22 protein-coding genes are annotated in these 25,905 nt (G+C 75.4%); 12 read left to right on the forward strand and 10 right to left on the reverse strand.

The window, feature by feature from the left end; translation table 11 throughout:
* Positions 1–149 precede the first annotated feature (149 nt).
* The 3 genes from tuf to ACFYYT_RS00240 all read left to right on the forward strand — a co-directional run bounded on the left by tuf (position 150) and on the right by ACFYYT_RS00240 (position 3,120).
* Positions 150–1,328, forward strand: coding sequence for an elongation factor Tu (tuf, locus tag ACFYYT_RS00230; protein WP_351827525.1), 1,179 nt, complete (start codon positions 150–152; stop codon positions 1,326–1,328).
* 75 nt (positions 1,329–1,403) lie between these two features.
* Entirely contained in the window at positions 1,404–2,261 is an 858-nt protein-coding gene (locus ACFYYT_RS00235; RefSeq protein WP_351827522.1) for a patatin-like phospholipase family protein, read from the forward strand.
* A 67-nt stretch (positions 2,262–2,328) separates the two neighbouring features.
* Positions 2,329–3,120: a fused MFS/spermidine synthase gene (locus tag ACFYYT_RS00240; RefSeq protein WP_351827577.1), complete on the forward strand. Its 792-nt coding sequence runs from the start codon at positions 2,329–2,331 to the stop codon at positions 3,118–3,120.
* Between the two features lie 55 nt (positions 3,121–3,175).
* On the opposite strand, the gene ACFYYT_RS00245 is transcribed toward ACFYYT_RS00240, so the two are convergent.
* Together ACFYYT_RS00245 and ACFYYT_RS00250 are read right to left on the reverse strand one after the other, a co-directional pair.
* Positions 3,176–4,504, reverse strand: a complete 1,329-nt coding sequence (locus tag ACFYYT_RS00245; protein WP_351827519.1) for an MFS transporter — start codon at positions 4,502–4,504, stop codon at positions 3,176–3,178.
* 121 nt (positions 4,505–4,625) lie between these two features.
* Entirely contained in the window at positions 4,626–5,657 is a 1,032-nt protein-coding gene (locus ACFYYT_RS00250; RefSeq protein WP_351827517.1) for a hypothetical protein, read from the reverse strand.
* A 96-nt stretch (positions 5,658–5,753) separates the two neighbouring features.
* Between ACFYYT_RS00250 and ACFYYT_RS00255 the strand changes: the two genes are divergently transcribed.
* From ACFYYT_RS00255 to ACFYYT_RS00265, 3 genes are all read left to right on the forward strand, one after another.
* On the forward strand, positions 5,754–6,206 hold the full coding sequence (locus tag ACFYYT_RS00255; protein ID WP_351827514.1) for a DUF4442 domain-containing protein: 453 nt from the start codon (positions 5,754–5,756) through the stop codon (positions 6,204–6,206).
* 209 nt (positions 6,207–6,415) lie between these two features.
* On the forward strand, positions 6,416–8,923 hold the full coding sequence (locus ACFYYT_RS00260; RefSeq protein ID WP_351827511.1) for a glycoside hydrolase family 3 C-terminal domain-containing protein: 2,508 nt from the start codon (positions 6,416–6,418) through the stop codon (positions 8,921–8,923).
* Between the two features lie 57 nt (positions 8,924–8,980).
* Positions 8,981–9,652: a DedA family protein gene (locus ACFYYT_RS00265; protein ID WP_351827508.1), complete on the forward strand. Its 672-nt coding sequence runs from the start codon at positions 8,981–8,983 to the stop codon at positions 9,650–9,652.
* Between the two features lie 66 nt (positions 9,653–9,718).
* On the opposite strand, the gene ACFYYT_RS00270 is transcribed toward ACFYYT_RS00265, so the two are convergent.
* Positions 9,719–10,273, reverse strand: coding sequence for a gamma carbonic anhydrase family protein (locus tag ACFYYT_RS00270; RefSeq protein ID WP_351827506.1), 555 nt, complete (start codon positions 10,271–10,273; stop codon positions 9,719–9,721).
* Positions 10,274–10,406: 133 nt separating this feature from the next.
* Between ACFYYT_RS00270 and ACFYYT_RS00275 the strand changes: the two genes are divergently transcribed.
* The gene (locus ACFYYT_RS00275; protein ID WP_351827504.1) at positions 10,407–11,153 is read left to right on the forward strand and encodes an acyltransferase; all 747 of its coding nucleotides are present in this window, start codon (positions 10,407–10,409) and stop codon (positions 11,151–11,153) included.
* Between the two features lie 129 nt (positions 11,154–11,282).
* Here ACFYYT_RS00275 and ACFYYT_RS00280 read toward each other — a convergent pair whose 3' ends face one another.
* On the reverse strand, positions 11,283–12,149 hold the full coding sequence (locus tag ACFYYT_RS00280) for a DMT family transporter (RefSeq protein WP_351827501.1): 867 nt from the start codon (positions 12,147–12,149) through the stop codon (positions 11,283–11,285).
* Positions 12,150–12,256: 107 nt separating this feature from the next.
* Here ACFYYT_RS00280 and ACFYYT_RS00285 point away from each other — a divergent pair, with 107 nt between their 5' ends.
* Complete coding sequence (locus ACFYYT_RS00285; RefSeq protein WP_351827574.1) at positions 12,257–12,847, forward strand: XRE family transcriptional regulator; 591 nt, start codon at positions 12,257–12,259, stop codon at positions 12,845–12,847.
* Positions 12,848–12,904: 57 nt separating this feature from the next.
* Here the strand turns inward: ACFYYT_RS00285 and ACFYYT_RS00290 are convergent, their stop codons facing one another.
* Positions 12,905–13,318, reverse strand: a complete 414-nt coding sequence (locus ACFYYT_RS00290; protein ID WP_351827498.1) for a CoA-binding protein — start codon at positions 13,316–13,318, stop codon at positions 12,905–12,907.
* 87 nt (positions 13,319–13,405) lie between these two features.
* Between ACFYYT_RS00290 and ACFYYT_RS00295 the strand changes: the two genes are divergently transcribed.
* From ACFYYT_RS00295 to ACFYYT_RS00305, 3 genes are all read left to right on the forward strand, one after another.
* The gene (locus tag ACFYYT_RS00295) at positions 13,406–14,035 is read left to right on the forward strand and encodes a YigZ family protein (protein ID WP_351827495.1); all 630 of its coding nucleotides are present in this window, start codon (positions 13,406–13,408) and stop codon (positions 14,033–14,035) included.
* A gap of 218 nt (positions 14,036–14,253) precedes the next feature.
* Positions 14,254–15,501, forward strand: coding sequence for an exonuclease SbcCD subunit D (locus ACFYYT_RS00300; RefSeq protein ID WP_351827492.1), 1,248 nt, complete (start codon positions 14,254–14,256; stop codon positions 15,499–15,501).
* Positions 15,498–18,509, forward strand: a complete 3,012-nt coding sequence (locus ACFYYT_RS00305; protein WP_385364888.1) for an AAA family ATPase — start codon at positions 15,498–15,500, stop codon at positions 18,507–18,509. Before ACFYYT_RS00300 ends, ACFYYT_RS00305 begins: the two co-directional genes overlap by 4 nt.
* On the opposite strand, the gene ACFYYT_RS00310 is transcribed toward ACFYYT_RS00305, so the two are convergent.
* The gene (locus tag ACFYYT_RS00310; protein WP_351830422.1) at positions 18,499–18,945 is read right to left on the reverse strand and encodes an Lrp/AsnC family transcriptional regulator; all 447 of its coding nucleotides are present in this window, start codon (positions 18,943–18,945) and stop codon (positions 18,499–18,501) included. The genes ACFYYT_RS00305 and ACFYYT_RS00310 overlap by 11 nt on opposite strands.
* A 94-nt stretch (positions 18,946–19,039) precedes the next feature.
* Between ACFYYT_RS00310 and ACFYYT_RS00315 the strand changes: the two genes are divergently transcribed.
* The gene (locus ACFYYT_RS00315) at positions 19,040–19,582 is read left to right on the forward strand and encodes a rhodanese-like domain-containing protein (RefSeq protein ID WP_351830419.1); all 543 of its coding nucleotides are present in this window, start codon (positions 19,040–19,042) and stop codon (positions 19,580–19,582) included.
* Positions 19,583–19,697: 115 nt separating this feature from the next.
* Here the strand turns inward: ACFYYT_RS00315 and ACFYYT_RS00320 are convergent, their stop codons facing one another.
* The 4 genes from ACFYYT_RS00320 to ACFYYT_RS00335 form a co-directional block, all read right to left on the reverse strand.
* A complete protein-coding gene (locus tag ACFYYT_RS00320; RefSeq protein ID WP_351830418.1) occupies positions 19,698–21,407 on the reverse strand; it encodes a DUF885 domain-containing protein in 1,710 nt (569 codons plus the stop codon).
* 136 nt (positions 21,408–21,543) lie between these two features.
* Positions 21,544–22,974 (reverse strand): GNAT family N-acetyltransferase, encoded by a 1,431-nt coding sequence (locus ACFYYT_RS00325; RefSeq protein ID WP_351830417.1) that lies wholly within the window; start codon positions 22,972–22,974, stop codon positions 21,544–21,546.
* 138 nt (positions 22,975–23,112) lie between these two features.
* Entirely contained in the window at positions 23,113–24,711 is a 1,599-nt protein-coding gene (locus tag ACFYYT_RS00330) for an alkaline phosphatase D family protein (protein WP_385321919.1), read from the reverse strand.
* 98 nt (positions 24,712–24,809) lie between these two features.
* On the reverse strand, positions 24,810–25,718 hold the full coding sequence (locus tag ACFYYT_RS00335) for an alpha/beta fold hydrolase (protein WP_351830415.1): 909 nt from the start codon (positions 25,716–25,718) through the stop codon (positions 24,810–24,812).
* Between the last annotated feature and the right edge of the window lie 187 nt (positions 25,719–25,905).

The raw sequence follows: 25,905 nt of genomic DNA on the forward strand, positions 1-25,905 counted from the left end.
CCCCGCAGCAGGCTTCGTCGCCGATGCCTTCGCGGCATACGGCGGCGCACGAAGCTGACCCTTCCCGGATCGTCCGGCGGACCCCGCAGGGGGAGGGTCGGTCCGCTCCGGGGGTCCCGTTCCACGCTTCGAGCCACGGGAAGAACATCATGGCCAAGACGGCCTTCACCCGCACCAAGCCGCACCTCAACATCGGCACCATGGGTCACGTCGACCACGGCAAGACCACCCTCACCGCGGCCATCACCAAGGTCCTCGCCGAGCGCGGCGGCGCCTCCTACGTCCCGTTCGAGCGCATCGACCGGTCCCCCGAGGAGGCCGAGCGCGGCATCACCATCAACCTCACGCACGTCGAGTACGAGACCGACACCCGGCACTACGCCCACGTCGACATGCCCGGCCACGCCGACTACATCAAGAACATGGTCACCGGCGCGGCCCAGCTGGACGGGGCGATCCTCGTCGTCTCCGCCCTCGACGGGATCATGCCGCAGACCGCCGAGCACGTGCTCCTCGCCCGCCAGGTCGGGGTCGACCACATCGTGGTCGCCCTCAACAAGGCCGACGCCGGGGACCCGGAGCTGACCGACCTCGTCGAGCTGGAGGTCCGCGAGCTGCTCACCGCGCACGGCTACGGCGGGGACACCGCTCCGGTCGTACGGGTCTCCGGGCTCAAGGCGCTGGCGGGCGACCCCCGGTGGACCGGGGCGGTCCAGGCGCTGCTGGACGCGGTGGACACGTACGTCCCGGTGCCCGTGCGCTACACCGACGCGCCGTTCCTGCTGCCCGTCGAGAACGTCCTGACCATCACCGGGCGCGGCACCGTCGTCACCGGCGCCGTCGAGCGCGGCACCGTCCGCACGGGCGACCGCGTCAGCGTGCTCGGCGCCGCCGGGGAGCCCGTCCTGACCGTGGTGACCGGCCTGGAGACCTTCGGGAAGCCGATGGAGTCCGCCGAGGCCGGGGACAACGTCGCGCTGCTCCTGCGCGGGGTGCCGCGCGACGGCGTGCGCCGCGGGGACGTGGTCGCCGCGCCCGGCAGCGTGACGCCCCGCCGTCGCTTCACGGCGCGGGTGCACGTGCTCTCCGCCCGGGAGGGCGGGCGCACCACGCCCGTCTCCTCCGGCTACCGGCCGCAGTTCTACATCCGCACCGCCGACGTGGTCGGCGACGTGGACCTGGGCGCGGCCGCGGTGGCCCGGCCCGGCGAGACGGTCACCATGACCGTCGAGCTCGGACGGGACGTCCCCCTGGAGGCGGGCCTCGGCTTCGCCGTCCGCGAGGGCGGCCGCACCGTGGCCGCGGGCACGGTGACCGAGGTCGGCTGAGCCCCGGTGTGGTGACGGCGGCGGTCCTGCGCCAGACTGCCGTCACAGCGTGCGGACCGGCGAAGGGCGGCGGCGATGAGCGGCGACACGGCACTGGTGCTCGGCGGCGGAGGACTGACCGGCATCGGCTGGGAGACCGGCATCCTCTACGGGCTCGCCCGCGCCGGAGTGGACCTGACCGGCGCCGACCTCGTCGTCGGCACCTCCGCCGGCTCGGTGGTCGGCGCCCAGCTCACCTCCGGGCTGTTCACCCCGCAGGAGCTGTACGAGCGCCAGCTCGGCGACGCCGCCGGGGAGGCGGCGGCGCGCATCGGCGCGGGCACCGTGGCCCGGTACGCCCTGGCCTTGGCCCGCTCCCGCGACGCCGCCGGCTACCGCAGGCTGGTCGGCGCGATGGCGCTCGCCGCCCGCACCCCGGACGAGGCGGAGCGGCGCGCCGTGCTGGAAGCCCGGCTCCCCTTGCGCGAGTGGCCCGAGCGGCGCCTCGTCGTCACCGCCGTCGACGCGCACAGCGGGGAGGCCGCCGCCTTCGACCGGGAGGGCCCCGCCGGACTGGTGGAGGCCGTCTCCGCGAGCTGCGCCGTCCCCGGGGTCTGGCCCCCGGTGACGGTGGGCGGACGCCGCTTCATCGACGGCGGGGTCCGCTCCGCCACCAACGCCGACCTCGCCGCCGGGTACCGCAGGGTGGTCGTCCTGGCCCCGCTGGCGCTCGGCGCCGGCAAGGTCCCCTCGCCCGCCGCGCAGGCCGCCCGGCTGCGCGCCGACGGCGCCCGGGTGCTGCTGATCACCCCGTCCGCCGAGGCCCGCCGGGCGTTCGGGCGCAATGTGCTGGACCCCGCCCGCCGCGACCCTGCCGCGCGGGCCGGGCTGGCGCAGGCCGCCGCCCACGTGACGGCGGCCAGGGAGGTCTGGGAGGGTCCGGCGGCGCCCTGACAATGGTGGGGTGAGCGACGAACAGATCCCGGTGATCCGGGAAGTGGGCCAGGGCACCGCCAAGCTGATGCCGGACGTGGACCGGGAGCGGGCCTGGCTGCTCACCGTGGACGGGGCCCCGCAGTCGTACGTCGACCTCGACGAGCCGGAGCACCTGGAGTTCGAGTACGTCCGCCGCCTCGCGCACGTCCTGGACTGCGCGGCGCGGCCGGGAGCGCCGCTGGACCTGCTGCACCTGGGCGGTGGCGCCCTGACCCTGCCGCGCTACGCCGCCGCGACCCGGCCGGGCTCCCGCCAGACGGTGGTGGAGTTCGACGCCGGGCTGGTGGCGCTGGTCGCCGAGCACCTGCCGCTGCCCGCCGGGGCGGAGGTGGACGTGCGCGCAGCCGACGCGCGGGCCTGGCTGGGCTCCGCCCCGGCCGGCAGCGCGGACGTGATCGTCGCCGACGTCTTCGGGGGCTCGCGGGTACCCGCCCAGCTGACCTCGGTGGAGTACGCGCGGGAGGCGGCCCGGGTCCTGCGGCCCGGCGGGCTGTACGCGGCCAACCTGGCCGACGGGGCGCCGTTCGGCTTCCTGCGGGCCCAGCTGGCGAACTTCGGGGCCGTCTTCGGGGAGCTGGCGCTGATCGCGGAACCGGGGGTGCTGCGGGGGCGGCGCTTCGGCAACGCGGTGCTGCTGGCCTCGGACACCGCCCTGCCGGTGGCCGCGCTGGCCCGGCGGTGCGCCGGTGACGCATTCCCCGCCCGGGTGGAGTCGGGCGCGGCGCTCACCCGCTTCGCGCGCGGGGCCCGGCCGGTGGTGGACGCCGACGCGGTCGCCTCGCCGGAGCCGCCGCACGGCGCGTTCAGCCTGGGCTGAGGCCGCCCCGGGGCCGGCCGGCCTCCGGCGCCTGCCCGGATCCCCCCCCGGGCCGTCAGGCGGCGGCGTCGGCCGGGGCGGCCCTCGGGGATCCGGCGGGCGGGGCGGGGGACGTCGCGACGGGCCGCGCGGGCGGGGGCTTTCGGGTCATGCGGCGGACGTCGGGGACGAACAGCACCGCCGCCGTGCCCGCCACCACGAGCGCCGCGCAGCCCCACAGGGCCGGAGTACGGCCGAAGGCGGTCTCGGCCGGGCCCGCCAGGGCGGTGGCCAGCGGGAGCATGGACACCGAGCCGAACCAGTCGTAGGCGCAGACCCGGGAGAACTTCTCCTCCGGTATCTCCTGGTGCATCGTGGTCATCCAGTTCACGCCGAACACCTCGATCGCGGCGCCGCTGACGAACATCACCGCGCACAGCCCCCACACGGGCAGCGGCACGGCCAGCCCCGCGGAGGGCAGCGCCAGCGGAAACACGCACAGGGTGCCCACCAGCAGCAGACGGCGTGGTTTCCACACCATCATCAGCAGCGCCCCGGCGATGGTGCCCGCGCCGAAGAGGGCCAGCGCCAGGCCCCAGGGGGCCGGCCCGCCCAGCTCGTCCCGGGCGACGAGGGGACCGTAGACCGCCTCGGCCGCGCCGACGACGGCGACGACCACGGAGAACTGGAGCACGATGCTCCACAGCCAGGGCCGGGTGCGCACCTCGGTCCAGCCCTCGCGCAGGTCGGCCAGCAGACCCCCGCCGGGCGCCCGGTCGGCGACGTGGCTCACGTCCAGGAAGGCGCGCAGGGCGCCGGCGAGCGCGAAGGCCACCGCGTCCACGGCCAGGACCCAGCCCGGCCCGATCGCCGCGATCATCGCGCCGCCCAGGGCCGCGCCGCCGATGCCCGCGCCGTTCATGGCCATGCGGAAGAGCGCGAAGGCGCGGTTGGAGTGCTCGCCCGAGACGCTGGAGAGCAGCATGCCCTCGGCGGCCGGGTTGAAGAAGGCCGTTCCCGTGCCGCAGAGCGCGGTGAGCAGCATCATCTGCCACAGCTGGGGGTCCCCGGCGAGGACGAGGACCGCGAAGGCGGCCTGCGAGACGCAGTTGAGGGCGTTGGCGGCGACCATCACCCGGTGCCGCGGCAGCCGGTCGGCGAGCGCGCCGCCCACGAGCAGGAAGAGGACGAGGGGCAGCGTACGGGCGGCCGCCACCAAGCCGACGTCCCCGCCGGAACCGCCCGCCTCCAGCACCGCGAACGCGGCGGCGATGAGCGCCCCGTGGCTGCCGAGGTTGGTGATGACGGCGGCGCCCGTGAGGAGGGTGTAGTTGCGGCCGGCCCAGGCGGGCCGGCGGCCGCGCGCGGACGTGCCGGAGGCGGGGGAGGCGGGGGGAGGACTCACCCCCGGACTATCCCCCGCCGGGGGCCGGGAATCCAATCCGATGACCGGGAATCCGATGACCGGGAATCCGATGACCGGGAAGAGGGTGACCGGCCCCCGGCGGCGGGGTGCGCGGCGCGGGTCAGCCCGTGGTGAGGCGGACCGAGCTCAGGATCTTCTCGTACGTGGTCTGGTCGACCTCGCCCGGCACGTTCGCGGCGCCGTAGAGGACCCAGCTGGAGAAGTCACCGTTGGTGGTCTTGAAGCTGAACGCGATGCTCTTGCCGTCCGAGGAGCACTTGTCCGTCTTCGGCTGGCCGCTCACGGTCGCGGTCGCCACGTGCCCCTTGAGGCCCGAGGAGGTCGTGTACTCCTTGGGGTCGGTGACCTTCACGGTGCCCTTGGGCGCCTTCTGCGCGTAGCCCGCGAACACCCAGTTGCCGGCCTCGTTGCGCGCGGCCTCGGCGGTGTCCTTGGCGCCCTGGCCGCCCTTGGTGCCGGTGGCCGCCAGCGAGGTGGTCTCCTCGTGGCCGTCCTTGTTGGAGTCGACCTTGCACCACTCTTCCTTCAAGTAGGCGGGTGCGGAGAAGGAGACGAGCGGCGAGCCGTCGTTCTTGTTCGCGTCCTCGATGCCGGAGATGTAGCCGGAACCGAGCACCTTCCACTCGGGCGGGACGTCGAAGGCGGTGCCGTACTTCGGGTTGATCACGACCTTCCAGCCCGGGATGACCGGCTTGACGTCGCCGCCGGCGCGCGGGTTCGAGCCCGGCGCGGAGGGCGAGGCCGGGGCGGCCGGAGCGGACGCCGAGGAGGAGGCGGCCGGCTTGCCGTCGGCCTGGTCGTTCTTCTTGTCGTCCCGGGTCAGGACGAAGGCCGCGGTGGCGGCGGCCGTCACCACGACGGCCGAGGCCGCGACGATCGCCACGGTCCTGGTCGCGAACGGGCTGCCACCGCGCTGCGGGGGCGGCGGGGGCTGCTGGCCCCACGGCTGGACCGGGGGCGGCGTCTGGTAGCCCGCCTGCGGGTACCCGTAGCCGGGCTGCTGCTCCCCGAACCCCGGCTGCGGCTGCTGCTGGTACGGGTTCGGCTGTCCCGGCTGCTGCTGGTACGGGTTCTGTTGCGCGCCCTGCGGGTTCTGTTCGCCCCCGGGCGGCTGCTGCTGTCCTGGCCACATGGCCGGTAACGATAGTGGGCGTGGGGGGCCGGAGCCACGGCCGCCCCCCGGACAGGTCTGGCCAGACCTGCCTACTCGTGGGTAACATCGCGTTCCATGAGCGCAGACCAGATGAACGTGGGCGAACTGCTCGCCCAGACCGTGCCGATGGCGGCCACCCTCAACCTCGAGTTCCTGGAGACGACCCCGGAGCGCGCGGTCGTCCGCCTGCCGGACCAGCCCGCCTTCCACAACCACGTCGGTGGCCCGCACGCCGGCGCGATGTTCACCCTCGCCGAGTCGGCGAGCGGCGCCATCGTCCTGGCCGCCTTCGGCGACCAGCTCTCGCGCGCCGTGCCGCTGGCCGTCCGTGCCGAGATCGGCTACAAGAAGCTCGCCAAGGGCGTCGTCACCGCCACCGCCACCCTCGGCCGCCCGGCCGCCGACGTCGTGGCCGAACTCGACGCGGGCGGCCGCCCCGAGTTCCCCGTCGCCATCGCCATCCAGCGCGAGGACGAGGCCGTCACCGGCGAAATGACCGTCATCTGGACGCTGCGCCCCAACGCGTGACGGGACGGGCCCCCTGGACGGTCCGCGTCCGGCTCCGCGGCCACCCGCGACGCGGCGGCGGAGCCGGGCCGCAGCGGCCGCGGGGCTGAACCTCGGCCGGCCAGGGCGCGTCCTCGCGGGCCCCGCCGCGCGGGCGGCGCACAGTGGGCCCGGGAGCGGTCCGGCGCGGGCCGCTCCCGTCAGCCCAGGGAGCGCCGTTGAGCCAGCCCGTGTCCAGACGGTTTGCGATCCGGCTGCTCGGCGCGCTGGGCGCCGCCGCCGGGCCCCTGTTCGGCGCGACGGGCTGCGTGGCCACCGTGCCGCCCGGCGCCCTGCCCCGTACGCCGGCCCCGGCCGCCGGGAAGGCCGCAGGCGGCAAGAGCGCCGCCGGCGCCCGCGTCGACGCCCTGCTGGAGCGGCTCACCCTCGACGAGAAGACCGCCCTGCTGCACGGCGCCCGCGACCCGGCTCCGCTGGGCCAGGCCGGATACGTGCCCGGCGTGCCCCGCCTCGGGATCGCACCGCTGCGGATCGCCGACGGCCCCGCCGGGGTCCGCGTCGCGGAGCCCGCCACCGTACTGCCCGCGCCCGTCCTGCTCGCCTCGGCCTTCGACCCGGCGCTGGCCCGCGAGTACGGCCGGGTCCTGGGCCGTGAGGGACGTGCCCTGGGCCAGGACGTCCTGCTGGCCCCGGCGGCCGGCCTCATCCGCACCCCGTACGGGGGACGCAACGCCGAGAGCTTCGCCGAGGACCCCCGGCTGACCGCAGACCTCGTCGGCGAGGTGGTCCGCGGGATCCAGGACGAGGGGCTGATCGCCGCCGCCACGGGCTTCGCCCTCGCGAGCCAGGAGCAGGGCCGCGACACCGTCGACGTCATCGCGGACGAGCAGACCCTCCACGAGACGGCACTGCGCGGCTTCGAGGCCGCGGCCGCCGCCGGAGCGGGCGCCGTGGCGGGCGCCCACAACAAGGTGAACGCCGGCTACGCCTGCGAGAACCGGCCGCTCATCGAACACGTGCTGCGCGGTCTGTGGGGCTTCGACGGCTGGGTGCTGTCCGTCCGGGACGCCCCCCACGGCACCGTCGCCGCGATCGCGGCGGGCCTCGACATGGAACTGCCCTCCGGCAGCCGCTTCGGCGCCCCGCTGCGCGAGGCGGTGCACGGCGGCTCGGTCCACGAGGAGGCCGTCGACGCCGCCGTGCGCCGGATCCTGACCACCATGGACCGCTTCGGGCTGCTGGCCCCGCGCCCGCCCGCCCGGCCCGCCCGCGACCCCGCCGCCGGGGCCCGCACCGCCCGCAAGGTGGCCACCGCCGGCGCCGTGCTGCTGCACAACGCCCGGGCGACCCTGCCCCTGACGGGGCCCGCCGCCCGGTCGCTGGCGGTGATCGGAGCCACCGGCCTGGTGCCCTGCACCGGCGGGGGCGCCGGCGCGCGGGTACCGCCCGAGCGGGCCGAATCCCCGCTCACCGCGATCGAACGCCGGGCCGGGAAGGGCGCCACCGTCCGCTTCGCCCTCGGCGAGGACGTCTACGGACGGCCCCTCCCCGCGGCGTCGCTGACCCCGGCCGCCGACCTGGAGGACCGAGCCGTCGCCCCCGGCCGCACCTGGAGCCACGACGCCCGCTTCACCCTGGCCGCCGAGGACGAGTGGACCCTCCTCGTCCACCACACCGGCGCCCGGCCGTCCGTACGCCTCGACGGCAAGGAGCTCTTCCCCGTGCTCCGGGGCGCGGCCGAGGCCCCCGCCGGGGGCCTGCCGGGAACCGCCCCCGACGGCAGGACCGTCCGCCGCGCCAGCGTCCGGCTCGCGGCCGGGACGCACCGCCTCCAGGTCAGCGCCCGGGGCGGCGCCGCCGGCCAGCGCTTCCGGCTGCGGCACACCACCCGCGCCACCCGGGCCGCCGACCTCGCCGAGGCGGTGCGGGCCGCCCGGGAGGCGCACAGCGTGGTGCTGTTCGCGTACGAGGACACCGCCGAGGGCCGGGACCGCCCCTCGCTCGGGCTGCCCGGCGGCCAGCCGGCCCTGATCGAGGCCGTCGCCGCCGTCAATCCCCGCACCACGGTGGTCCTGAACACCCCGTCCGCGACGGCCATGCCCTGGCTCGCCCGTACCGGGGCCGTCCTCCAGATGTACTACCCGGGCCAGGAGGGCGCGGGCGCCACCGCCGACGTCCTCTTCGGGGACGCGGACCCGGGGGGCCGGCTGACCCAGACCTTCCCGGCCGACGAGCGGGCCACCCCCGTCGCCGGGGACCCGGCGCGCTACCCGGGCGCGGGCGGCCGGCTGGAGTACGCCGAGGGCGTCCACGTCGGCCACCGCTGGTACGACGCACGGCGGGTGGCCCCGCTGTTCCCCTTCGGCCACGGGCTCTCGTACACCACCTTCGCCTACGCGGACCTCGCCGTGCGCCCCGAACACGGCGGCCTGCGCGTCGAGTTCACCGTCCGCAACACCGGCGGCCGGCGGGGCACCGAGGTGGCGCAGGTCTACGTCGGCCCGTCCGCGGAGCTGCGGGCGGAGCAGCCGGCGCGCGCCCTCGCCGGGTACCGGCGGCTGGCCCTCGCGCCGGGGGAGTCCCAGCGGGTCACCCTCGACGTGGACGCGCGGACCCTGTCCTCCTGGGACCCGGGGCGGCAGGCGTGGGTGCCGGGTTCAGGACTCCGCGAGGTGTTCGCCGGTCGTTCCTCCCGCGAACTCCCGCTGCGGGGGAAGGCTGTGGTGCGGAGCGGATAGGCTGCCCGTTCGGCGTGTCACGGGGGCGCGCCGGTGAGGACTCGGGAGGACGTTCCGGTGCACATCCAGGAATGGCTGGAGACGATTCCGGCGATCAGTGTCTATCTCCTGGTGGGCCTGGTCATCGGACTGGAGAGCCTCGGCATCCCGCTGCCGGGGGAGATCATCCTGGTCAGCGCGGCCCTGCTGGCCTCGCAGCAGGGCCACATCGACCCCGTGGTGCTGGGCCTGTGCGCGATCGCGGGGGCGATCGTCGGCGACTCCATCGGGTACGCGATCGGCCGCCGGGGCGGCAAGCCGCTGCTGGAGCGGCTCGGCCGGCGTTTCCCCAAGCACTTCGGGCCCGAGCACGTGGCCCTGGCGGAGCGTTCCTTCGACAAGTGGGGCATGTGGGCCGTCTTCTTCGGCCGCTTCGTGGCCCTGCTGCGGATCTTCGCGGGCCCGCTGGCCGGTGTGCTGCGCATGCCGTACTGGCGGTTCCTGATCGCGAACGTCCTCGGCGGCGTCCTGTGGGCCGGCGGCACCACGGCCGTCATCTACAGCGTCGGGATCGTCGCCGAGCCGTGGATCAAGCGGTTCTCCTGGCTGGCGCTGGTGGTGGCCCTGCTGATCGGGCTCACCGTGACGCTGGTCCTGCGCCGGCGGGTCAAGAAGGCCGCCGCCGCCGTCCGCGAGGAGACGGCGGCGCAGACCGGGGCGGCCACGGCCGCGGCGGTCACCTCCGACTGAGGTCCACCTCCGACTGAGGTCCGCCGCCGCGCCCGCGCCGTCCCCGTACCGCCGCCCGCTGCCCGCTCAGGCGTCCGGCGTCACCGAGGCGCGGTGCTGCTCGGCCAGCTCGTTGTACATCAGGGCGTTGACCTTGATGCCCTCGCGTTCCTCCGCCGTGAGCTCCCGCCGCACCTTGGCCGGCACGCCCGCGACCAGCGAGCCGGGCGGGACCACCATGCCCTGCGGGACCAGGGCCTGCGCGGCCACCAGCGAACCGGCGCCGATCACGGCCCCGTTCAGTACGGTCGCGCCCATCCCGATCAGGCAGTCGTCCTCGACGGTGCAGCCGTGCACGACGGCGTTGTGCCCGATGGACACGCGCGCGCCGATGGAGACCGGGAAGCCGGGGTCGACATGGACCGTGCAGTTGTCCTGCACGTTGCTGTCCGGGCCGAGCGTGATCGGTCCGCAGTCGGCGCGCAGCACCGCCGAGTACCAGACGCTGGCCCCCGCGGACAGGGTGACGTCGCCGACGACGACGGAGGTCGGAGCGGTGAAGGCCGCCGGGTCCACGGACGGCTGCCGGTCGCCGACGCCCGCGATGAGTCCTGCCTGGCCCTGGTGTGCCTGATGCGCCATGGGTCACTTCCCTCTGGTTCCGTATGCCGCGCTACGGGCACCGTAGGGCACGCCCCGCCGCGGCCCGGCGATGGGGTGAAGATCACAGGAAGGCGGCCGGGCCGTCCGGGGCGGCGGCCACTACCGTGGCCGGGTGCCGAAGAACCAGAACACGTTCTCATCGCTGACGGCCCTGCGCCGCCGGGTCGCCAGCCGTGCGGTGCACGCGGGCTGGCGCTGGATGCAGCGGGCGGGCGCGGTCACCGCGCAGCACCCGGGGCGGCTGCGCTTCGGCGCGATCGGCGAGGGCACCCGGCTCGCCTTCCCGCAGGGCACCGTCTTCGGCGAGCCGTGGATCCGGCTCGGCGCGCACTGCATCATCGCGGAGCAGGTCACCCTGACCGCCGGGATGATGCCGGACCTCGACCTCGGACCCGATCCGGTGCTGGTGCTGGGCAACGGGGTGGTGCTGGGCCGCGGCAGCCACGTCATCGCCGACACCCGGATCACCATCGGCGACGACACCTTCTGCGGTCCCGGGGTGTACATCACCTCCACCAACCACAGTTACGACGACCCGCACGAGCCCGTCGGCAGGCAGTGGCCCCGCAGCGAGCCGGTGGAGATCGGGCCGGGCTGCTGGCTGGGCACCGGCGCGGTGATCCTCCCGGGGGCGCGGCTGGGCCGCAACGTCGTGGTGGCCGCGGGCGCCGTCGTACGGGGCGAGGTGCCCGACCACGCGGTGGTCGCGGGCGCGCCGGCCAGGATCGTGCGCCGCTGGGAGCCCGAGACCGGCTGGCAGCCCCCGCTGCGCACCCCGGCCCCGGTGCCGATCCCCGACGGGATGACGCCGGAGCAGCTGCGCGGGCTGGCGCTGCTCGCGGAGGCAGAGCAGTCCTGAGGGCGGGCCGGACGGGGCCGGTCGTCCGGGGCCACGTCGTAGGGGCCGCTCCTGCGGGGGCCGGTCGTGCGGGGCCGCGTCGAGGGGGCCAGGTCGTACGGTCGGTCCGGCGGCGCCGCGCCGGCGGGGTCAGCCCGCCGCCAGCAGGACCGTGCCCGCGAGGGCCAGCCCGGCGCCCGCCGCCTGGATGCCGCGCAGCCGTTCCCGGAGCACGGCGAAGGCGGCGAACGCCGTGACCACCGGGTAGAGCGAGGACACTACGGCGGCCACGGTCACCGGGCCGCTCTGGGCGGCGACCGCGTACGTGCCGTTCGCGGCGACGTCCGCCAGCCCGACGAAGGCCAGGGCCGGCAGCAGGCTCCACAGCAGGCGCGGTCCGGTGCCGGCGGGCAGGGCCGGGGCGCCGCGCCGGACCTGCGCCCACAGGGCGGCGCCGCCCACGGCGACGTTGGTCACCCGCTGGACGAAGAGCGCGAGGAACAGGCCCGTCAGCGTGGTGGAGGCCTGGGCGATCAGGGCCATGACCGCGCCGAAGCCGAAGGCCGCGAGCAGGGTCAGTACGATCGCCTGCCGCTGCACGGGAGCTCCGCGCAGTTCGGGACCCCCGGCGAGGATGATGCCGACGAGGGCCACCGCGATGCCCGCGAACTGGCCCGCGCCCGGCCGTTCGCCCAGGGCCAGCCCCGCCCCGACCGGTACGACGACGCCGATGGAGCCGAGCGGGGAGACCACGCCCATCGGGCCGAGGGCGAGCGCCTTGTAGAAGGCGAGCATGGCCGCCGGGCCGACCAGCCCCGCGCCCACCGCGAACCACAGCTGCGGCCCGGTCTCCCGCCAGGCGCCGGTGGCGATCACGATCGTCCCGAGGACCAGGACGGCGACGATCTGGGAGGCCACGACCACCGTCAGCGCCGGTATCCGGCGGGTCAGCAGCCCGCCGCCGAAGTCGGCGAGGCCCCACAGCACGGCTGTGGCCAGGGCGAACAGGGCGGTCATGGCAGGGCCTCGCAGTACAGTTCGGTGAACGGTGGAGTGCAGCATCGAATACACCGCAGGTTAGTTCAGTCTGTTGAACTGTGTCATCCAAAATATTGGACGGAATGGTGTCGGATCTCGAACAGCTCACCCAGGCGCTCGCCCGGAACCTCAAGCGGTGGCGCGGGGAGCGCGGATTCACCCTGGACGCGCTGGCGGCCCGCGCGGGGGTGAGCCGCGGCATGATCATCCAGATCGAGCAGGCCCGTACGAATCCCAGCGTGGGCACCACGGTCAAGCTGGCGGACGCCCTCGGGGTGAGCATCACCACCCTGCTCGATCACGAGCGCGGCCCGCAGGTACGGGTGGTGGAGCCGGGGCAGGGGGTGCGGATGTGGTCCAGCGGCGCGGGCAGCGAGGCGCGCATGCTCCTCGGTGACGACCGGCGCGGACCGGTGGAGATGTGGACCTACCGGCTGGAGGCCGGTGACGGCACGGCCTCCGACCCGCACCCGGCCGGCACCTTCGAGATGCTGCACGTGACGGCCGGGGAGCTGACGCTGGAGGTCGCCGACGACCGGTACGTCGTCCCGGCGGGCGGGGCCGTCTCCTTCGAGGCGAACGTGCCGCACGCCTACCGGAACGAGGGCTCCGCGGCGATGGTCATGACCATGGCCGTGTCGATCCCGCCGGTCCGGGGCCCGGGCGCGGCCGGCTGACACCGGGCGCGCGGCTGACACCGGGCGCGCGGCTGACACCGGGCGCGGCCGGGGACCCTACAGGGCGGGGATCTCGATCGCGGGGCAGCGGTCCATGACCATGTCGAGCCCGGCTTCGCGGGTCCGGGCGAAGGCGGCCCCGTCGACCACGCCCAGCTGGAACCAGACGGCCCGGGCGCCCACCGCCACGGCCTCGTCGGCCACCGCGCCGGCCAGCGCGCTGTTCACGAAGACGTCCACCACGTCCACCGCGAACGGGATCGCCGCCAGCGAGGCGTACCCCGGCTCCCCGTGCACCGTCTCCGCCTTCGGATGGACGGGCACGACCCGCTTGCCGTACGCCTTGAGCACCCGGGCCACGCCGTAGGCCGCCCGGTCCTCGTTGTTGGACAGGCCCACCACGGCCCAGGTGTCACCGAGCTCGGTGAGGATCTTGCGGATGGTCGCCGGGTCTCCGTGGTCGCCGTGCACGCGTGCCGCCTCCTGCTGGTCAGGACCGCTCTGGTCTGCCCGCCTCAACGAAAAGGACAGGTGTCCGATTCCCCGTAGGGTGGAGCGGTGAAGGCAGACCAGTACGTGACGGTGGCCCGCGAGGGGACGCACGAAACCGAGATCAACCGCTCGCGGTTCCTGTGCTCGCTCGCGCCCGCGGCGACCGAGCGGGAGGCGCAGGAGTTCGTCGCGCGCGTCCGCAAGGAGCACCCCACCGCCTCGCACAACTGCTACGCCTACGTGATCGGCGCCGACGCCTCCGTGCAGAAGGCCAGCGACGACGGGGAGCCCGGGGGAACCGCCGGGGTGCCCATGCTGCAGATGCTGACCCGGCGCGACATCCGCTACGCCGTGGCCGTCGTCACCCGGTACTACGGCGGGGTGAAGCTGGGGGCCGGTGGACTCATCCGGGCCTACGGAGGGGTCGTCGGCGAGGCCCTCGACGCCCTCGGCACGGTCACCCGGCACCGTTACCGGCTGGCCACCGTCACCGTCGACCACCAGCGGGCCGGCAAGACCCAGAACGACCTGCGCTCCACCGGGCGGCCGGTGCTGGACGTGCGCTACGGCGAGGCCGTCACCCTCCAGATCGGCCTTCCGGAGGCGGAGGTGGAGGCCTTCCGGGCCTGGCTCGCCGACATCACCGCCGGAACCGCGGGCTTCGAGCTCGGCGGCGAGGCCTACTCCGAAGGATGATCCGCAAGGGGCGGGGGAGCGGGGCGGGGACGGGTTAGCCTGGAGGGTCGCTGCGGAGCCGGGCGGCCGGGCGCCCCGAGGCGCCGGATCCCCGGCGGCGCGGCGACGGGCGGGTACGGGACGAGAGCGTTGCGGGACGAGAGCGTGCGGGGCCGGGTGGTGAGCGGCCGCCGGCGCGCGGACACGAGGAGAGCTGGCGTGCGGGTCGGAGCGGTCGAGTGAAGTTCCTGCACACCTCCGACTGGCACCTGGGCCGGTCCTTCCACCGCGTCAACCTGCTCGGCGCCCAGGCCGCCTTCGTCGACCACCTCGTCGCGGCCGTCCGGGAGCACGGGGTCGACGCCGTCCTCGTCGCCGGGGACGTGTACGACCGGGCCGTACCGCCGCTGCCCGCCGTCGAGCTCTTCGACCGGGCCCTGCACCGGCTCGCCGACCTCGGCGTGCCGACGGTGATGATCTCCGGGAACCACGACTCCGCCCGCCGCCTCGGTGTCGGCGCCGGGCTGATCGGCCGGGCCGGCATCCACCTCAGGACGGACCCCGCGGGCTGCGCCGACCCCGTGGTGCTGGCCGACGTACACGGTGACGTGGCCCTGTACGGGCTTCCGTACCTGGAACCGGCGCTGGTCAAGGACGAGTTCGGCGCGGCCAGGGTCAGCCACGAGGCGGTGCTGGGCGCGGCCATGGACCGGATCCGGGCCGACCTGGCCGGCCGGGCGCCCGGCACCCGCTCCGTGGTCCTCGCCCACGCCTTCGTCACCGGCGGGCAGGCCAGCGACAGCGAGCGCGACATCGCCGTCGGCGGGGTCGAGTCCGTGCCCGCGGAGGTCTTCGAGGGGGTGGACTACGTCGCCCTCGGCCACCTCCACGGCTGCCAGACGGTCAACGAACGGGTCCGCTACTCCGGTTCCCCGCTCGCCTACTCCTTCTCCGAGGCCGACCACCGCAAGACCATGTGGCTGGTCGAACTGGGCCCGGCCGGGGAGATCGGCGCCGAGCGCCTCGACACCCCCGTCCCGCGCCCGCTCGCCCGGCTGCGCGGACGCCTCGCGGAGCTCCTCGACGACCCCGCCCTGGACGGCCGCGAGGACAGCTGGATCGAAGCCACCCTCACCGACCCGGTCCGCCCCGAGGACCCGATGGCCCGCCTCACCGCCCGCTTCCCGCACACCCTCAGCCTCGCCTTCGACCCCGAGGGCCGCGAGGAGGACGGTACGGCCTCCTACGCCCAGCGCCTCAAGGGCCGCAGCGACCAGGAGATCGCCGAGGACTTCGTCGCCCACGTGCGCGGCGGCGGCGCCGACGAGGCGGAACGGGCCGTCCTGCGCGGCGCCTTCGACGAGGTCCGCGTCCAGGCCTCCCGCGAGGACCACGGCTCCCGTGGCGAAGCCGGCAGCGGCGGGGAACACGGCCCGGGCGAAGGACACGGCCCCCACGGGCAACGGCTTCAGGGAGAGCTCCGATGAGGCTGCACCGGCTGGAGGTCACGGCCTTCGGGCCCTTCGCCGAACCCCAGCGGATCGACTTCGACGCCCTCTCCGGCGCCGGGATCTTCCTGCTGCACGGCCCGACCGGCGCGGGCAAGACCTCCGTCCTCGACGCGGTCTGCTACGCCCTCTACGGATCCGTGCCCGGCTCCCGCCAGGCCCCCGGCACCACCCTGCGCAGCGACCACGCGGCCCCCGGCACCCCCACCCAGGTCACCCTCGAACTCACCGCGGGCGGCCGCCGCCTGGAGATCACCCGCCGCCCCGAACAGGACCGCCCCAAGAAGCGCGGCACCGGCACCACCAAGGACAAGGCCCAGAGCTGGCTGCGCGAGCACACCGGCGCGGGCTGGAGCGCGCTCAGCCGCTCCCACCAGGAGATCGGCGAGGAGATCGAGCAGCTCCTCGGCATGAGCCGGGAGCAGTTCTGCCAGGTGGTGCTGCTCCCGCAGGGGGAGTTCGCCCAGTTCTTGCGGGCCGGGGCCGAAGCGCGCGGCCGGCTCCTCGGGCGGCTCTTCGACACCCGCCGCTTCGCCGCCGTCGAAACCCTCCTCGCCGAGCGCCGCCGGGCCGCCGAGGCCAAGGTGCGGACCGGCGACGAGAAGGTGCTCGCCGCCGCCCAGCGGCTCGCCCAGGCCGCCGGGGACAGCGCCGACCTGCGGGCCTGGCCGCTGCCCGCGCACCAGCCGGGCGACCCCGGCCTCGCCGAGGCCGTCCGGGCCTGGGCGGCCGTCGCCCGCTGCTCCGCCCGGGAGCGGCTCACCGTCGCCGAGTACGCGCTCGCCGCCGCCGAAGGACACCACCACGCGGCCCGGCGCGCCGCCGAGGACGCCCGGGAACTCGACCGGCTCCAGCGCCGCCACGCCGAAACCGCCCGCCGGGCCGCCCTGCTGGAGGAGGCCGCCCCCGAGCGCGAGCGGGTACGGGGCCTCCTGGACCGGGCCCGCCGGGCCGCCCTCGTGGCCCCCGCCCTGGAACTGCGCGGGGCCGCGGCCGCCGCCCACCTCACCGCCGCGCACGCCGAGAGCCTGGCCCGGGCCGAACTCCCGCCGCCCCTGGCCGAAGCCGGCACCGAACAGCTCGCCGCCGTCGAGCAGCGGCTGCGGGAGGACCTCGGCGCGGTCGGCGCCGCCCAGCGGGCGGAGCAGCGCAGCGCCGAGATCGGCCGCGAGCGGGCCACCCTGGAGCGGGAGTCCCGGGACGCCGAGGAGCAGCACCAGGAGTCCGCCGACTGGCTCGCCCGCTGGGACGCCACCCGGGCCGCCCTCCAGGACCGGGTCGACGCCGCGCAGCAGGCCGCCACCCTGGCCGAGCAGCTCGCGGGGCGCCTGGAGCCCGCCCGCATGCAGCTCACCGCCGCCCGGCGGCGCGACGGCCTGGCCGCCGAGGCGGAGGCCGCCCGCGCCGAGCTGGCCGCCCTGCGGGAGGAGTCGTACGCCGCCCGCGAGCGCTGGCTGGAACTGAAGGAGGCCCGGCTGCGCGGGATCGCCGCCGAACTGGCCGCCGCCCTCACCGCCGGGGAACCCTGCGCGGTCTGCGGGTCCGCCGAGCACCCGGCGCCGGCCCGCCCCGCCGCCGGGCACGTCGACCGGGCCGCCGAGGACGCCGCCCACGCCCGCTCCGAGGAGGCCGAGGAGCGCCGGGCCGCCGTCGAGCGCCGGATCGCCGCCCTCAGCGAGGCCGAGGCCGAAGCCGCGTCCGCCGCCGGGGAGGCCACCACCGCCGCACTCCTCGACCTCACCGCCGATCTGAGCGCCCGCCACGCCGCCGCCCACGCGGACGCCGCGGGACTGCACGCCGCCCGCGAGCGCCTGGCCCGCGCCGGGCGGGAGCACGAGGCGCGCAGCTCCGACCGGCTCGACGCCGAACGCCGGGCCGCCGCCCGGGCCTCCCGGCGCGAGGCCCTGGACCGGGAGCAGGCCTCCCTCGAAGCCGAGCTGGTGCTCGTACGGGGGGACTCGCCCAGCGTCGCCGCCCGCGCCCGCACCCTGGAGGACCGGATCCGGATGGTCACCGGCGCCGCGAGCGCGCTGCGCCGGGCCGAGGTCACCGCCGCGCGGCTGAAGGAGGCCGACGACCAGCTGGCCGACGCGGCCTTCAAGGCCGGGTTCGAGACGGTCGAGGCGGCCGCCGACGCGGTGCTGCCCGAGTACGAACGCACCGCCCTCCAGCACCGCGGCGACGCCTGGCAGGCCGAGGAGGCCATGCTCGCCGACCGCCGCGCCGAGCGGGACACCGCCGCGGCCGCCGCCCTGCCCCCGGCCGACCCGGCCGGCGCCGGGGCCGCGGAGGAACGTACCGCCGCCCGGCTGCGCTCCGCCGCATCGGCGGTCGACGCCGCCCGCGTGCGCTGCGCCGAGCTGGACCGGCTCTCCCGCCAGGTGGGCCAGGAGCTGCGCGCCCTGGGCCCGCTGCGCGAGGCGTACGAACGGGTGGCCCGCCTCGCGGGGCTCACCGCGGGCACCTCCGCCGACAACGAGCGCAAGATGCGGCTGGAGGCGTACGTGCTGGCCGCGCGGCTGGAGCAGGTCGCCGCGGCCGCGACGGTCCGGCTGCTGCGCATGTCCGGCGGCCGCTACACCCTCGTCCACTCCGACGCCCGCGCGAGCGGACGCGGGCGCTCCGGTCTGGGGCTGCACGTGGTGGACGCCTGGACCGGCAGCGAGCGGGACACCGCGACCCTGTCGGGCGGTGAGACCTTCTTCGCCTCCCTGGCCCTGGCCCTGGGCCTGGCCGACGTGGTCACCGACGAGGCGGGCGGCATGCGCCTGGACACCCTGTTCATCGACGAGGGCTTCGGCAGCCTCGACGACCAGGCGCTGGACGAGGTCCTCGACGTACTGGACTCGCTGCGCGAACGCGACCGCAGCGTCGGCATCGTCAGCCACGTCGGCGACCTGCGCACCCGGGTCCAGGCCCAGCTGGAGATCGTCAAGCAGCGCGGCGGCTCGGTCGTGCGCCACCGCACGGCGGGGGTCACGGACTGATCGGACGCCGGGCCAGCGGGGAGGAATAGACGATGCTCGTCGTGACGGGTCCCAGGCCCGAGATCCGGCCCGTGATCTCCTCCAGGTGCGCCATGGAGCGGGCCGCCACCTTGAGGACGAAGCAGTCGTCGCCCGTGACGTGGTGGGCCTCCAGGATGTCGGGGGTGGCCTCCAGGAAGTCGTGGAACGGCTTGTAGTTGCCGTGCGGATAGCGCAGCCGCACCAGCGCGAGGATGGCCTTGCCGAGCTTCTCGGCGTCGACCACCGCCGTGTAGCCGCTGATGACGCCGGCCTCCTCCAGCCGGCGGACCCGCTCGGTGACCGCGCTCGCGGACATGGAGACGGTGCGCGCCAGCTCGGTGAAACTGGCCCGGCCGTCCCGCTGGAGGGCGGCCAGGATGCGCCAGTCGGTGGCGTCGGGGGAATAGTCGGTCATGGCGCAGGTCTAGCAGGGGAATCCCCGGCGGAACAAGGCGAAGGCCGGGGAAGTTCGCTTCACGAATGGATCAGGGATTCGTAGATTTTCAGCCATGACGACGAACCCGCAGGTCACCGAGGCCACCGCCGCCGCATCCCCCGCCCCCGCCGCACCCCCCGCCAACCCCGTGCTCCGGGTCCCGCCGGCCAGCCCGGCCGCCGCGGCCGCGTACTTCGCCGCCAGCCTGGCCTTCCACGCGGACGTCTCCGACGTCGCCGCGGCCTTCGCGGCCCATCGCGAGCGGGGCGCCGAGCTCGGCTTCCAGCTGGTCGACTCCCGCTCCACCCCCTCCTGGGACCAGGCGCACGTGCCCGGGGCGGTCCACCTGCCCACCGCGCTGATCCCCGGACAGGCCGAGCGGCTCCTCGACAAGGACCTGCCGGTGGTGACCTACTGCTGGGGGCCCGGCTGCAACGGAGGCACCCGCGCCGCGCTGGCCCTGGCCGAACTCGGCTTCCAGGTCAAGGAGATGCTCGGAGGCATCGAGTACTGGATCCGCGAGGGCTTCGAGGTCGAAACCTGGCAGGGCACGGAGCGGCGCGCCGGAGCCGACCCGCTCACCGCCCCGACCGACTCCGACGACTGCGGCTGCTGAGCCGCCGCCGCTCCCGTACGCGGACGGGCCGCCCGCCCCTCGGGGGAGCGTGCGGCCCGTCCGGGCGTGCGGCCCGTCCGGGCGTGCGGCCCGTCCGGGTGGCCGGAGGCCGGGGTCAGAGCTTCGAGAGCTCGTCCACCAGGTCGTCCAGGCCCAGCGAGCCCTGCGACAGGGCCGCCATGTGCCAGGCCTTCAGGTCGAAGGACTCGCCGTGCGCGGCCCGGGCGTTGTCCCGGCCCAGCAGCCAGGCGCGCTCGCCCAGCTTGTAGCCGATCGCCTGACCGGGCATCGACAGGTACCGGGTCAGCTCGCTCTCGATGAACTCCGCGGGCCGGCCGCTGTGCAGCCCGAAGAACTCCTGGGCCAGGTCGACCGTCCAGTGCTCGCCCGGGTGGAACGGGGAGTCCGCCGGGATCTCCAGACCCAGGTGCATGCCGATGTCCACGATCACCCGGGCCGCGCGCATCATCTGGCAGTCGAGGTAACCCAGGCGCTGCTCCGCGTCCTTGAGGTAGCCCAGCTCGTCCATCAGCCGCTCCGCGTACAGGGCCCAGCCCTCGGCGTTGGCGCTGACCAGGCCGACGCTCGCCTGGTAGCGCGAGAGCTGATCGGCGACGTGCGTCCACTGCGCGAGCTGGAGGTGGTGGCCCGGAACGCCCTCGTGGTACCAGGTGGAGACCAGGTCGTACACGGGGAAGCGGGTCTGGCCCATCGTCGGCAGCCAGGTACGGCCCGGCCGGGAGAAGTCCTCCGACGGGTTGGTGTAGTACGGCGCCGCCGCGCCGCCGGGCGGGGCGATCATGGACTCGACCCGCTTGACCCGCTCGGCGAGTTCGAAGTGGGTGCCGTCGAGGTTCTCGATGGCCTCGTCCATCAGGCCCTGGAGCCAGTCGCGGACCTCGTCGACGCCTTCGATGTGGGTGCCGTGGGCGTCCAGGTGCCGCAGCGCGTCCCACGGGTTGGGGTCGCCCGGCAGGATCTTGGCCGCCTCGGCCTTCATCTCCGCGAGCAGCCGGTGGTACTCCGACCAGCCGTAGGCGTACGCCTCGTCCAGGTCCAGGTCGGTGCCGTTGAAGTAGCGCGACCAGCGGGCGTAGCGCTCGCGGCCCACCGGGTCGGGCGCGCCCACGACGGCCGGGGCGTACACGTCCCGCATCCAGTCGCGCAGCTCGGCCACGGCCGCGGTGGCGGCCGCGGCGGCCGCGTCCAGCTCCGTGCGCAGGGAGTCCGGCCCGTCGGCGGCGAACGCGCCGAAGAAGTCCCGGGCGCCGTCCCCGTCCTGGCCCGCCCAGGTGGTCAGCTGGGCGACGAAGGTGGCGGTGGGCCGGGGGCTGCCGTACAGCCCGCGTTCCAGACCGAGGGCGAGGCTCTCGCGGTAGCCCGCGTAGGCAGCCGGTACGGCGCGCAGCCGCTCGGCGATCGCGGCCCAGTCCTCGTCGGTGTCGGCCGGGGTCAGGGTGAAGACCTCGCGGACGGAGTGCGCGGGCGAGTGGATGTTGCTGACCGCGCGGAGGTCCTCGTCGGCTTCGTATACGGCGAGTTCGGCGTTGAGCCGCTCGCGCAGGAGGCGGCCGCACCGGCGCTCGGCGTCGGTGTCGGCGCCGGGCAGCCGCTCGGCGGCGTCCAGCCGGGCGAGGGTGGCGCGCGACAGCTCGGCGACGGCCGCGCGGCCGGCGGGGGAGAAGTCCGGCAGGCGGCCGGAGCTGGCGGCGATGCCGAGGTACGTGCCCGTGATCGGGTCGATGGCGATGAGGTCGTCGACGTAGGCGTCGGCGACCTGACGGGGCAGACGTGCTGCGCTGTCACTGTGGAGGGTCTCTGACATGCGGCCATCTTCGTACGAATGACGGCCTACGTCATCACCGTTCGGCCCGGGGCTCCTGTCGGAGCCCGGCGCGCCGCCCGGGAACGGCTCCGGTTCCTGGGCGGCGCGGGGCTGGCCGGGCGGGAGGCGCGAGCGGTCAGCGCTGCTTGCGCTGCTCGTACGGGGCCTGGGCGCGCGGCAGTTCGGAGGGCCGCCGCGAGGGGACCGGGGTCGCGTCCAGCCGGGCCGTGATCACCAGGGTGCCCTCCTCGATCTGGTAGTCGAGGGGCAGGCCCAGGCCGCGCATCGCGGCGACCATGCCGGTGTTGGAGGCCTGGGTCACGGCGTAGACGCTGTCGCAGCCCGCCTCGACGGCCAGCGCCACGAGGCGGCGCAGCAGTTCCGAGCCGATGCCGCGGCGCTGCCAGTCGTCCTCGATGAGCAGGGCCACCTCGGTCTCGTCGCCGTCCCACAGCAGGTGGCCGAGGGCGACGAGCTTGCCGGAGGCGGTGGTGGCGGCGAGGGTGCGGCCGAAGCGGGGGCTCAGCAGATGGCCCAGGTAGCGGTCGGCGTCGGCGACGGGGCCGTGGTAGCGCAGGCCCAGGGTGCGTTCGCTGCACCGGTCGTGCATGGCGCGGGCGGCCGGGACGTCGTCGCCGTCGGCGCGGCGCACGGTGATCTCGTTGCCCTCGGGCAGGGTCAGGACGTCCTGGCTGCGCGGCACGCGGGGGCCGAGACGGGCGTCGAGCTCGACGAGGGCCCGGGCACGGGCGAATTCGGTCGGGGTGAAGGGGAGGTGGGGCCGCTCGATGGTGATGGCACCGCCCGAGGGGTCGCGCAGCCGCATCGACGTCGCCTCCAGGACCCCCTCGACGGGGGCGTCGGCGCCCGCGTTGGGGCGGCCGGAGAGGGTGGTCGCGGGGATCGAGTGGATGGTGCAGCGGCCGAGGAGCTGGCGCAGGGCGAGCGGGAGTTCGGCCGCGTCCAGGGCGGTTCGGGTGGCCAGGCCGAGGAGGCGGGTGGGGGTGTCCACCAGGTCGTGGGCGTCGGCGCGCTCGATCCAGGTGCTGTGGCCGCCGGCCCTCGCCACGGAGCGGGTCAGGTGGCCGGAGGGGAGGTCCTGCGGGGCGCGCAGCAGGAACTCGTCGACGGTGCCGCCCTCGGGGAGCGGGTGCGTCTGGAGGTTCAGGATGTCCACCCCGTGCCCGGCGAGCGCGGTGCACAGCGCGGCCAGGCTGCCCGGCTGGTCGCGTACGGTCGTCCGCATCCGCCAGAGGGTGGCGGTGGTGGCGGCCGGGGTCGCCGCGCCGGCGGCCGGGCGCGGCGCGGGATCGGAGGGGGCCGTGTCCGCCGGCGGCGGCGCATGGCTGTGCCTGCGGGCCCACCAGGTGTGGAAGGCCGCCGTGATCAGCAGTGCGACGGCCGAGGCGACCAGCAGGACGGGGCCTTCGGGGCCGTGGGCGACGAGGTTCGCGATGCCGTCGGCGACCGCCACGGCGCAGAACATCGCGGCGAGTTCGACGAGGTCGCGGCGCCAGTGGTGACGGTGCGGACGGGGGGCGCCGGAGGCGGGGGTGCGGTCAGTCATGCAGACCACTGTGGCCCAGGGGTGTTGCGTGATCACGAACGCTCTGTGACCGACTGGTTAAGTGTCGATCTGGCCGGTTTCTACCAGTTTTCGGATGGATTTCCGGTGGCGACATCCCCGTCCCCCCGGGCCCGGCCCTCACGCCTGCCCCACGCGACCCGGCTGAAGCACCTGGGTGAAGAGTACGCCGCCGCCCTGGCGGCGCAGCCGCACGGTGAGTTCCCCGCTGCCGCCGTCGATCTCCACCTCGCCGTAGTACGGGGGGTTCTCGGCCGGGGACATGTTGGCGACGGGCGCCGACTGCGCGTATGCCGTCCGCGGCCCGAAGGTCGCGTCGAGCCGCCCCGCCGGGAAGCCGCCCGCGCCGACGGGGCCGGACACGAACTCCCAGAACGGCGCGAAGTCGCCGAAGGCCGCGCGCTCGGGCGCGTAGTGGTTGGCGGCGGTGTAGTGGACGTCGGCGGTGAGCCAGAGGGTGCCCGTGATGTGCTGGTGCTTGATGTGGCGCAGGAGCTCGGCGATCTGGAGTTCGCGCCCCAGCGGCGCCCCCGGATCGCCCTGTGCGACGGCCTCGAAGTTCACGGCCCCGTCGGGGACGACGATGCCCAGCGGCATGTCGGCGGCGATGACCTTCCAGGTGGCCCGGGAGCGCACGAGCTCCCGCTTCAGCCAGGCCAGTTGCTCGGCGCCCAGGATGCCGACCGGGTCGTCGCTCTGGCGGCCGGGGGAGTTGGCGTCCCGGTAGGTGCGCATGTCCAGCACGAACACGTCCAGCAGCGGCCCGTGCCGCACCACCCGGTACATCCGCCCCTCGGCGCGCCCGCCGCGCAGGTCGGTGACCGCGAAGTACTCGCCGAAGGCCCGGCGGGCCCGGGCGGCCAGGGTGTCGACGTCCTTGACGGTGTAGCGCGGGTCGTCGAGCAGCTGGCCCGGGTACCAGTTGTTGCGCACCTCGTGGTCGTCCCACTGGGCGAGGACGGGCACCTGGGCGTAGAACCCGCGCAGGTTGCGGTCGAGGAGGTTGTAACGGAAGTTCCCGCGGAACTCGGCGAGGGTCTCGGCGACCTTCGCCTTCTCCTCCGTGGTGACGTTGTGCCAGATCCGCCCGTCGGGCAGCGGGACGGCGGCCTGGATCGGACCGTCGGCGTAGATCGTGTCGCCGCTGAAGAGGAAGAAGTCCGGATCGCGCTGCCGCATCTCCTCGAAGACGCGGTAGCCGCCGATCTCGGGATTGATCCCCCAGCCCTGCCCCGCGAGGTCGCCTGACCACAGGAAGCGCACGCCGCCGGCGCGGGAGACGGGCGCGGTGCGGAAGGTGCCGCGCACCGGCTCCCCGGAGCGGCGCGGGTCGTCGGGGTCGGCGAGCACGACCCGGTAGTGGACCTGCCGCCCGGGCGGCAGGTCGCGCAGGGTGGTGGTGCCCGTGAAATCGGTGGCGGGCCCGAGGAAGGGGCCGCCGTGGCGGCGGACGCCGTAGCGGAACGACTCGCTCGGGGAGGTCTCCACGTACATCCGCGCGGGCCGGTCGGAGCGCGTCCACACGGTGGCCGAGTGGGGGGTGATCTCGCCGGTCTGGGTGCCCCAGAGGGCTGCCGGACGGCCCGAGCGCGCGAAGGCCGGAGCCCCGGAGCCGGCCGCCAGGGCGGGTCCGGCGAACGCCGTGGACAGGGCGAGACCGAGCGGGACGGCGAGCGAACCGCCGAGCAGGGACCGTCGGGTGTGCGGCATCGGTGCCATCGGTGCGTCTCCAGGGGCCGGCGGGGGCGGGCCGGACCAGTGTGCCGCCGCACACCGGACCGGCCGCGTCTCCCACGCGAACCCCGGATGAACAGCCGTCAGCCGGTCATGGCGGCGGCGGAGTTGGCGGTGGCGGCCTGGGCGGCAGTGGACTCGGCGGCGGCGTCGGCGGCCGAGGAGCGGGCGGTGTCGCGGATCACGCGGGCCACCAGCGCCGGATCGTCGTTCATCGGTACGTGCCCGCAACCCGCCAGCTTCACCAGGCGCGCCCCCGGCACGGTGCGCTTGGCGCGCACCCCCTGGCGGCGCGGCAGCAGCCGGTCGCGGCTGCCCCACGCGATGGTGACGGGGATCCCCGGCACGTCGTCGGTGAACCGTACGGAACCGCCCGCGGCCAGCGTCGCCTCGAATCCGGTGGCCTCCCGCAGGGCGAGGGTCTCGGCGACCACGGCCTCGGGGGAGCGGTGCGCCGGGCGGGCGTAGATCGTGCCCGTGAGCGCGGCCCGGCCGAGGGCGCTGCGTGAGAGCCGCTCCAGGGCGGGGAGGGGCAGTGCCCGCGCGCCGGCCCGCATGGCGCGCAGGGCGCCGAAGGCGTAGCGCCGCTCGGCCTGCGACCAGAACCCGGCGGGGGACAGGGCGGTGACCGAGCGGACGAGGCCGCGCCGGCCCATCTCCAGCGCCAGCAGCCCGCCGAGGGAGTTGCCCGCCACGTGCGGGCGCTCCACTCCGAGCGCGGCGCAGAGCGCGCCGAGGGCGGTTGCGACAGTGGCCAGGTCGTACGGGACCCCGGCCGGCAGCGGGCCGGACGCGCCGAAGCCGGGCAGGTCCACGGCGATGACGTCGTGATCCGCGGCCAGCACGTCGCTGACCGGCTGCCAGGCCTGGAGGTGGTGGCCGATGCCGTGGAGCAGGAGGAGCGGCTCGCCCGCGCCCTCGCGTGCGTAGGTGACGGTGGTGGGACGGGGGCCGAGCGGCGAATCGATCGTGAACGAGACCGTGGCGGTCATGCTGCTCCTCGTCGGTTGGACGCGTGTGAGACAGGCCGTCAGTAACGACTGCCCTCATGATTACCGCCCGGTAGCCCCCGGTCACAAGCCTCCCGGCCGGTGCGGGCCGAGCGAGAACATCCTGTGAACGGCTTGCGACATATGCCCGATCTGCCCGGCAAAGCGGCGAGGATTGGTCTTGACCAAG

Origin of the sequence: Streptomyces sp. NPDC002032 (assembly GCF_042890765.1) — a bacterium.
Taxonomy (GTDB): domain Bacteria; phylum Actinomycetota; class Actinomycetes; order Streptomycetales; family Streptomycetaceae; genus Streptomyces.

Excerpts from the sequence above, each read along its gene's own strand:
- tuf (WP_351827525.1), top strand. The coding sequence starts at position 150 with ATGGCCAAGACGGCCTTCACCCGCACCAAGCCGCACCTCAACATCGGC.
- ACFYYT_RS00235 (WP_351827522.1), top strand. The coding sequence starts at position 1,404 with ATGAGCGGCGACACGGCACTGGTGCTCGGCGGCGGAGGACTGACCGGC.
- ACFYYT_RS00240 (WP_351827577.1), top strand. The coding sequence starts at position 2,329 with ATGCCGGACGTGGACCGGGAGCGGGCCTGGCTGCTCACCGTGGACGGG.
- ACFYYT_RS00250 (WP_351827517.1), bottom strand. The coding sequence starts at position 5,657 with ATGTGGCCAGGACAGCAGCAGCCGCCCGGGGGCGAACAGAACCCGCAG.
- ACFYYT_RS00255 (WP_351827514.1), top strand. The coding sequence starts at position 5,754 with ATGAGCGCAGACCAGATGAACGTGGGCGAACTGCTCGCCCAGACCGTG.
- ACFYYT_RS00270 (WP_351827506.1), bottom strand. The coding sequence starts at position 10,273 with ATGGCGCATCAGGCACACCAGGGCCAGGCAGGACTCATCGCGGGCGTC.
- ACFYYT_RS00280 (WP_351827501.1), bottom strand. The coding sequence starts at position 12,149 with ATGACCGCCCTGTTCGCCCTGGCCACAGCCGTGCTGTGGGGCCTCGCC.
- ACFYYT_RS00305 (WP_385364888.1), top strand. The coding sequence starts at position 15,498 with ATGAGGCTGCACCGGCTGGAGGTCACGGCCTTCGGGCCCTTCGCCGAA.
- ACFYYT_RS00310 (WP_351830422.1), bottom strand. The coding sequence starts at position 18,945 with ATGACCGACTATTCCCCCGACGCCACCGACTGGCGCATCCTGGCCGCC.
- ACFYYT_RS00315 (WP_351830419.1), top strand. The coding sequence starts at position 19,040 with ATGACGACGAACCCGCAGGTCACCGAGGCCACCGCCGCCGCATCCCCC.
- ACFYYT_RS00320 (WP_351830418.1), bottom strand. The coding sequence starts at position 21,407 with ATGTCAGAGACCCTCCACAGTGACAGCGCAGCACGTCTGCCCCGTCAG.
- ACFYYT_RS00325 (WP_351830417.1), bottom strand. The coding sequence starts at position 22,974 with ATGACTGACCGCACCCCCGCCTCCGGCGCCCCCCGTCCGCACCGTCAC.
- ACFYYT_RS00330 (WP_385321919.1), bottom strand. The coding sequence starts at position 24,711 with ATGGCACCGATGCCGCACACCCGACGGTCCCTGCTCGGCGGTTCGCTC.
- ACFYYT_RS00335 (WP_351830415.1), bottom strand. The coding sequence starts at position 25,718 with ATGACCGCCACGGTCTCGTTCACGATCGATTCGCCGCTCGGCCCCCGT.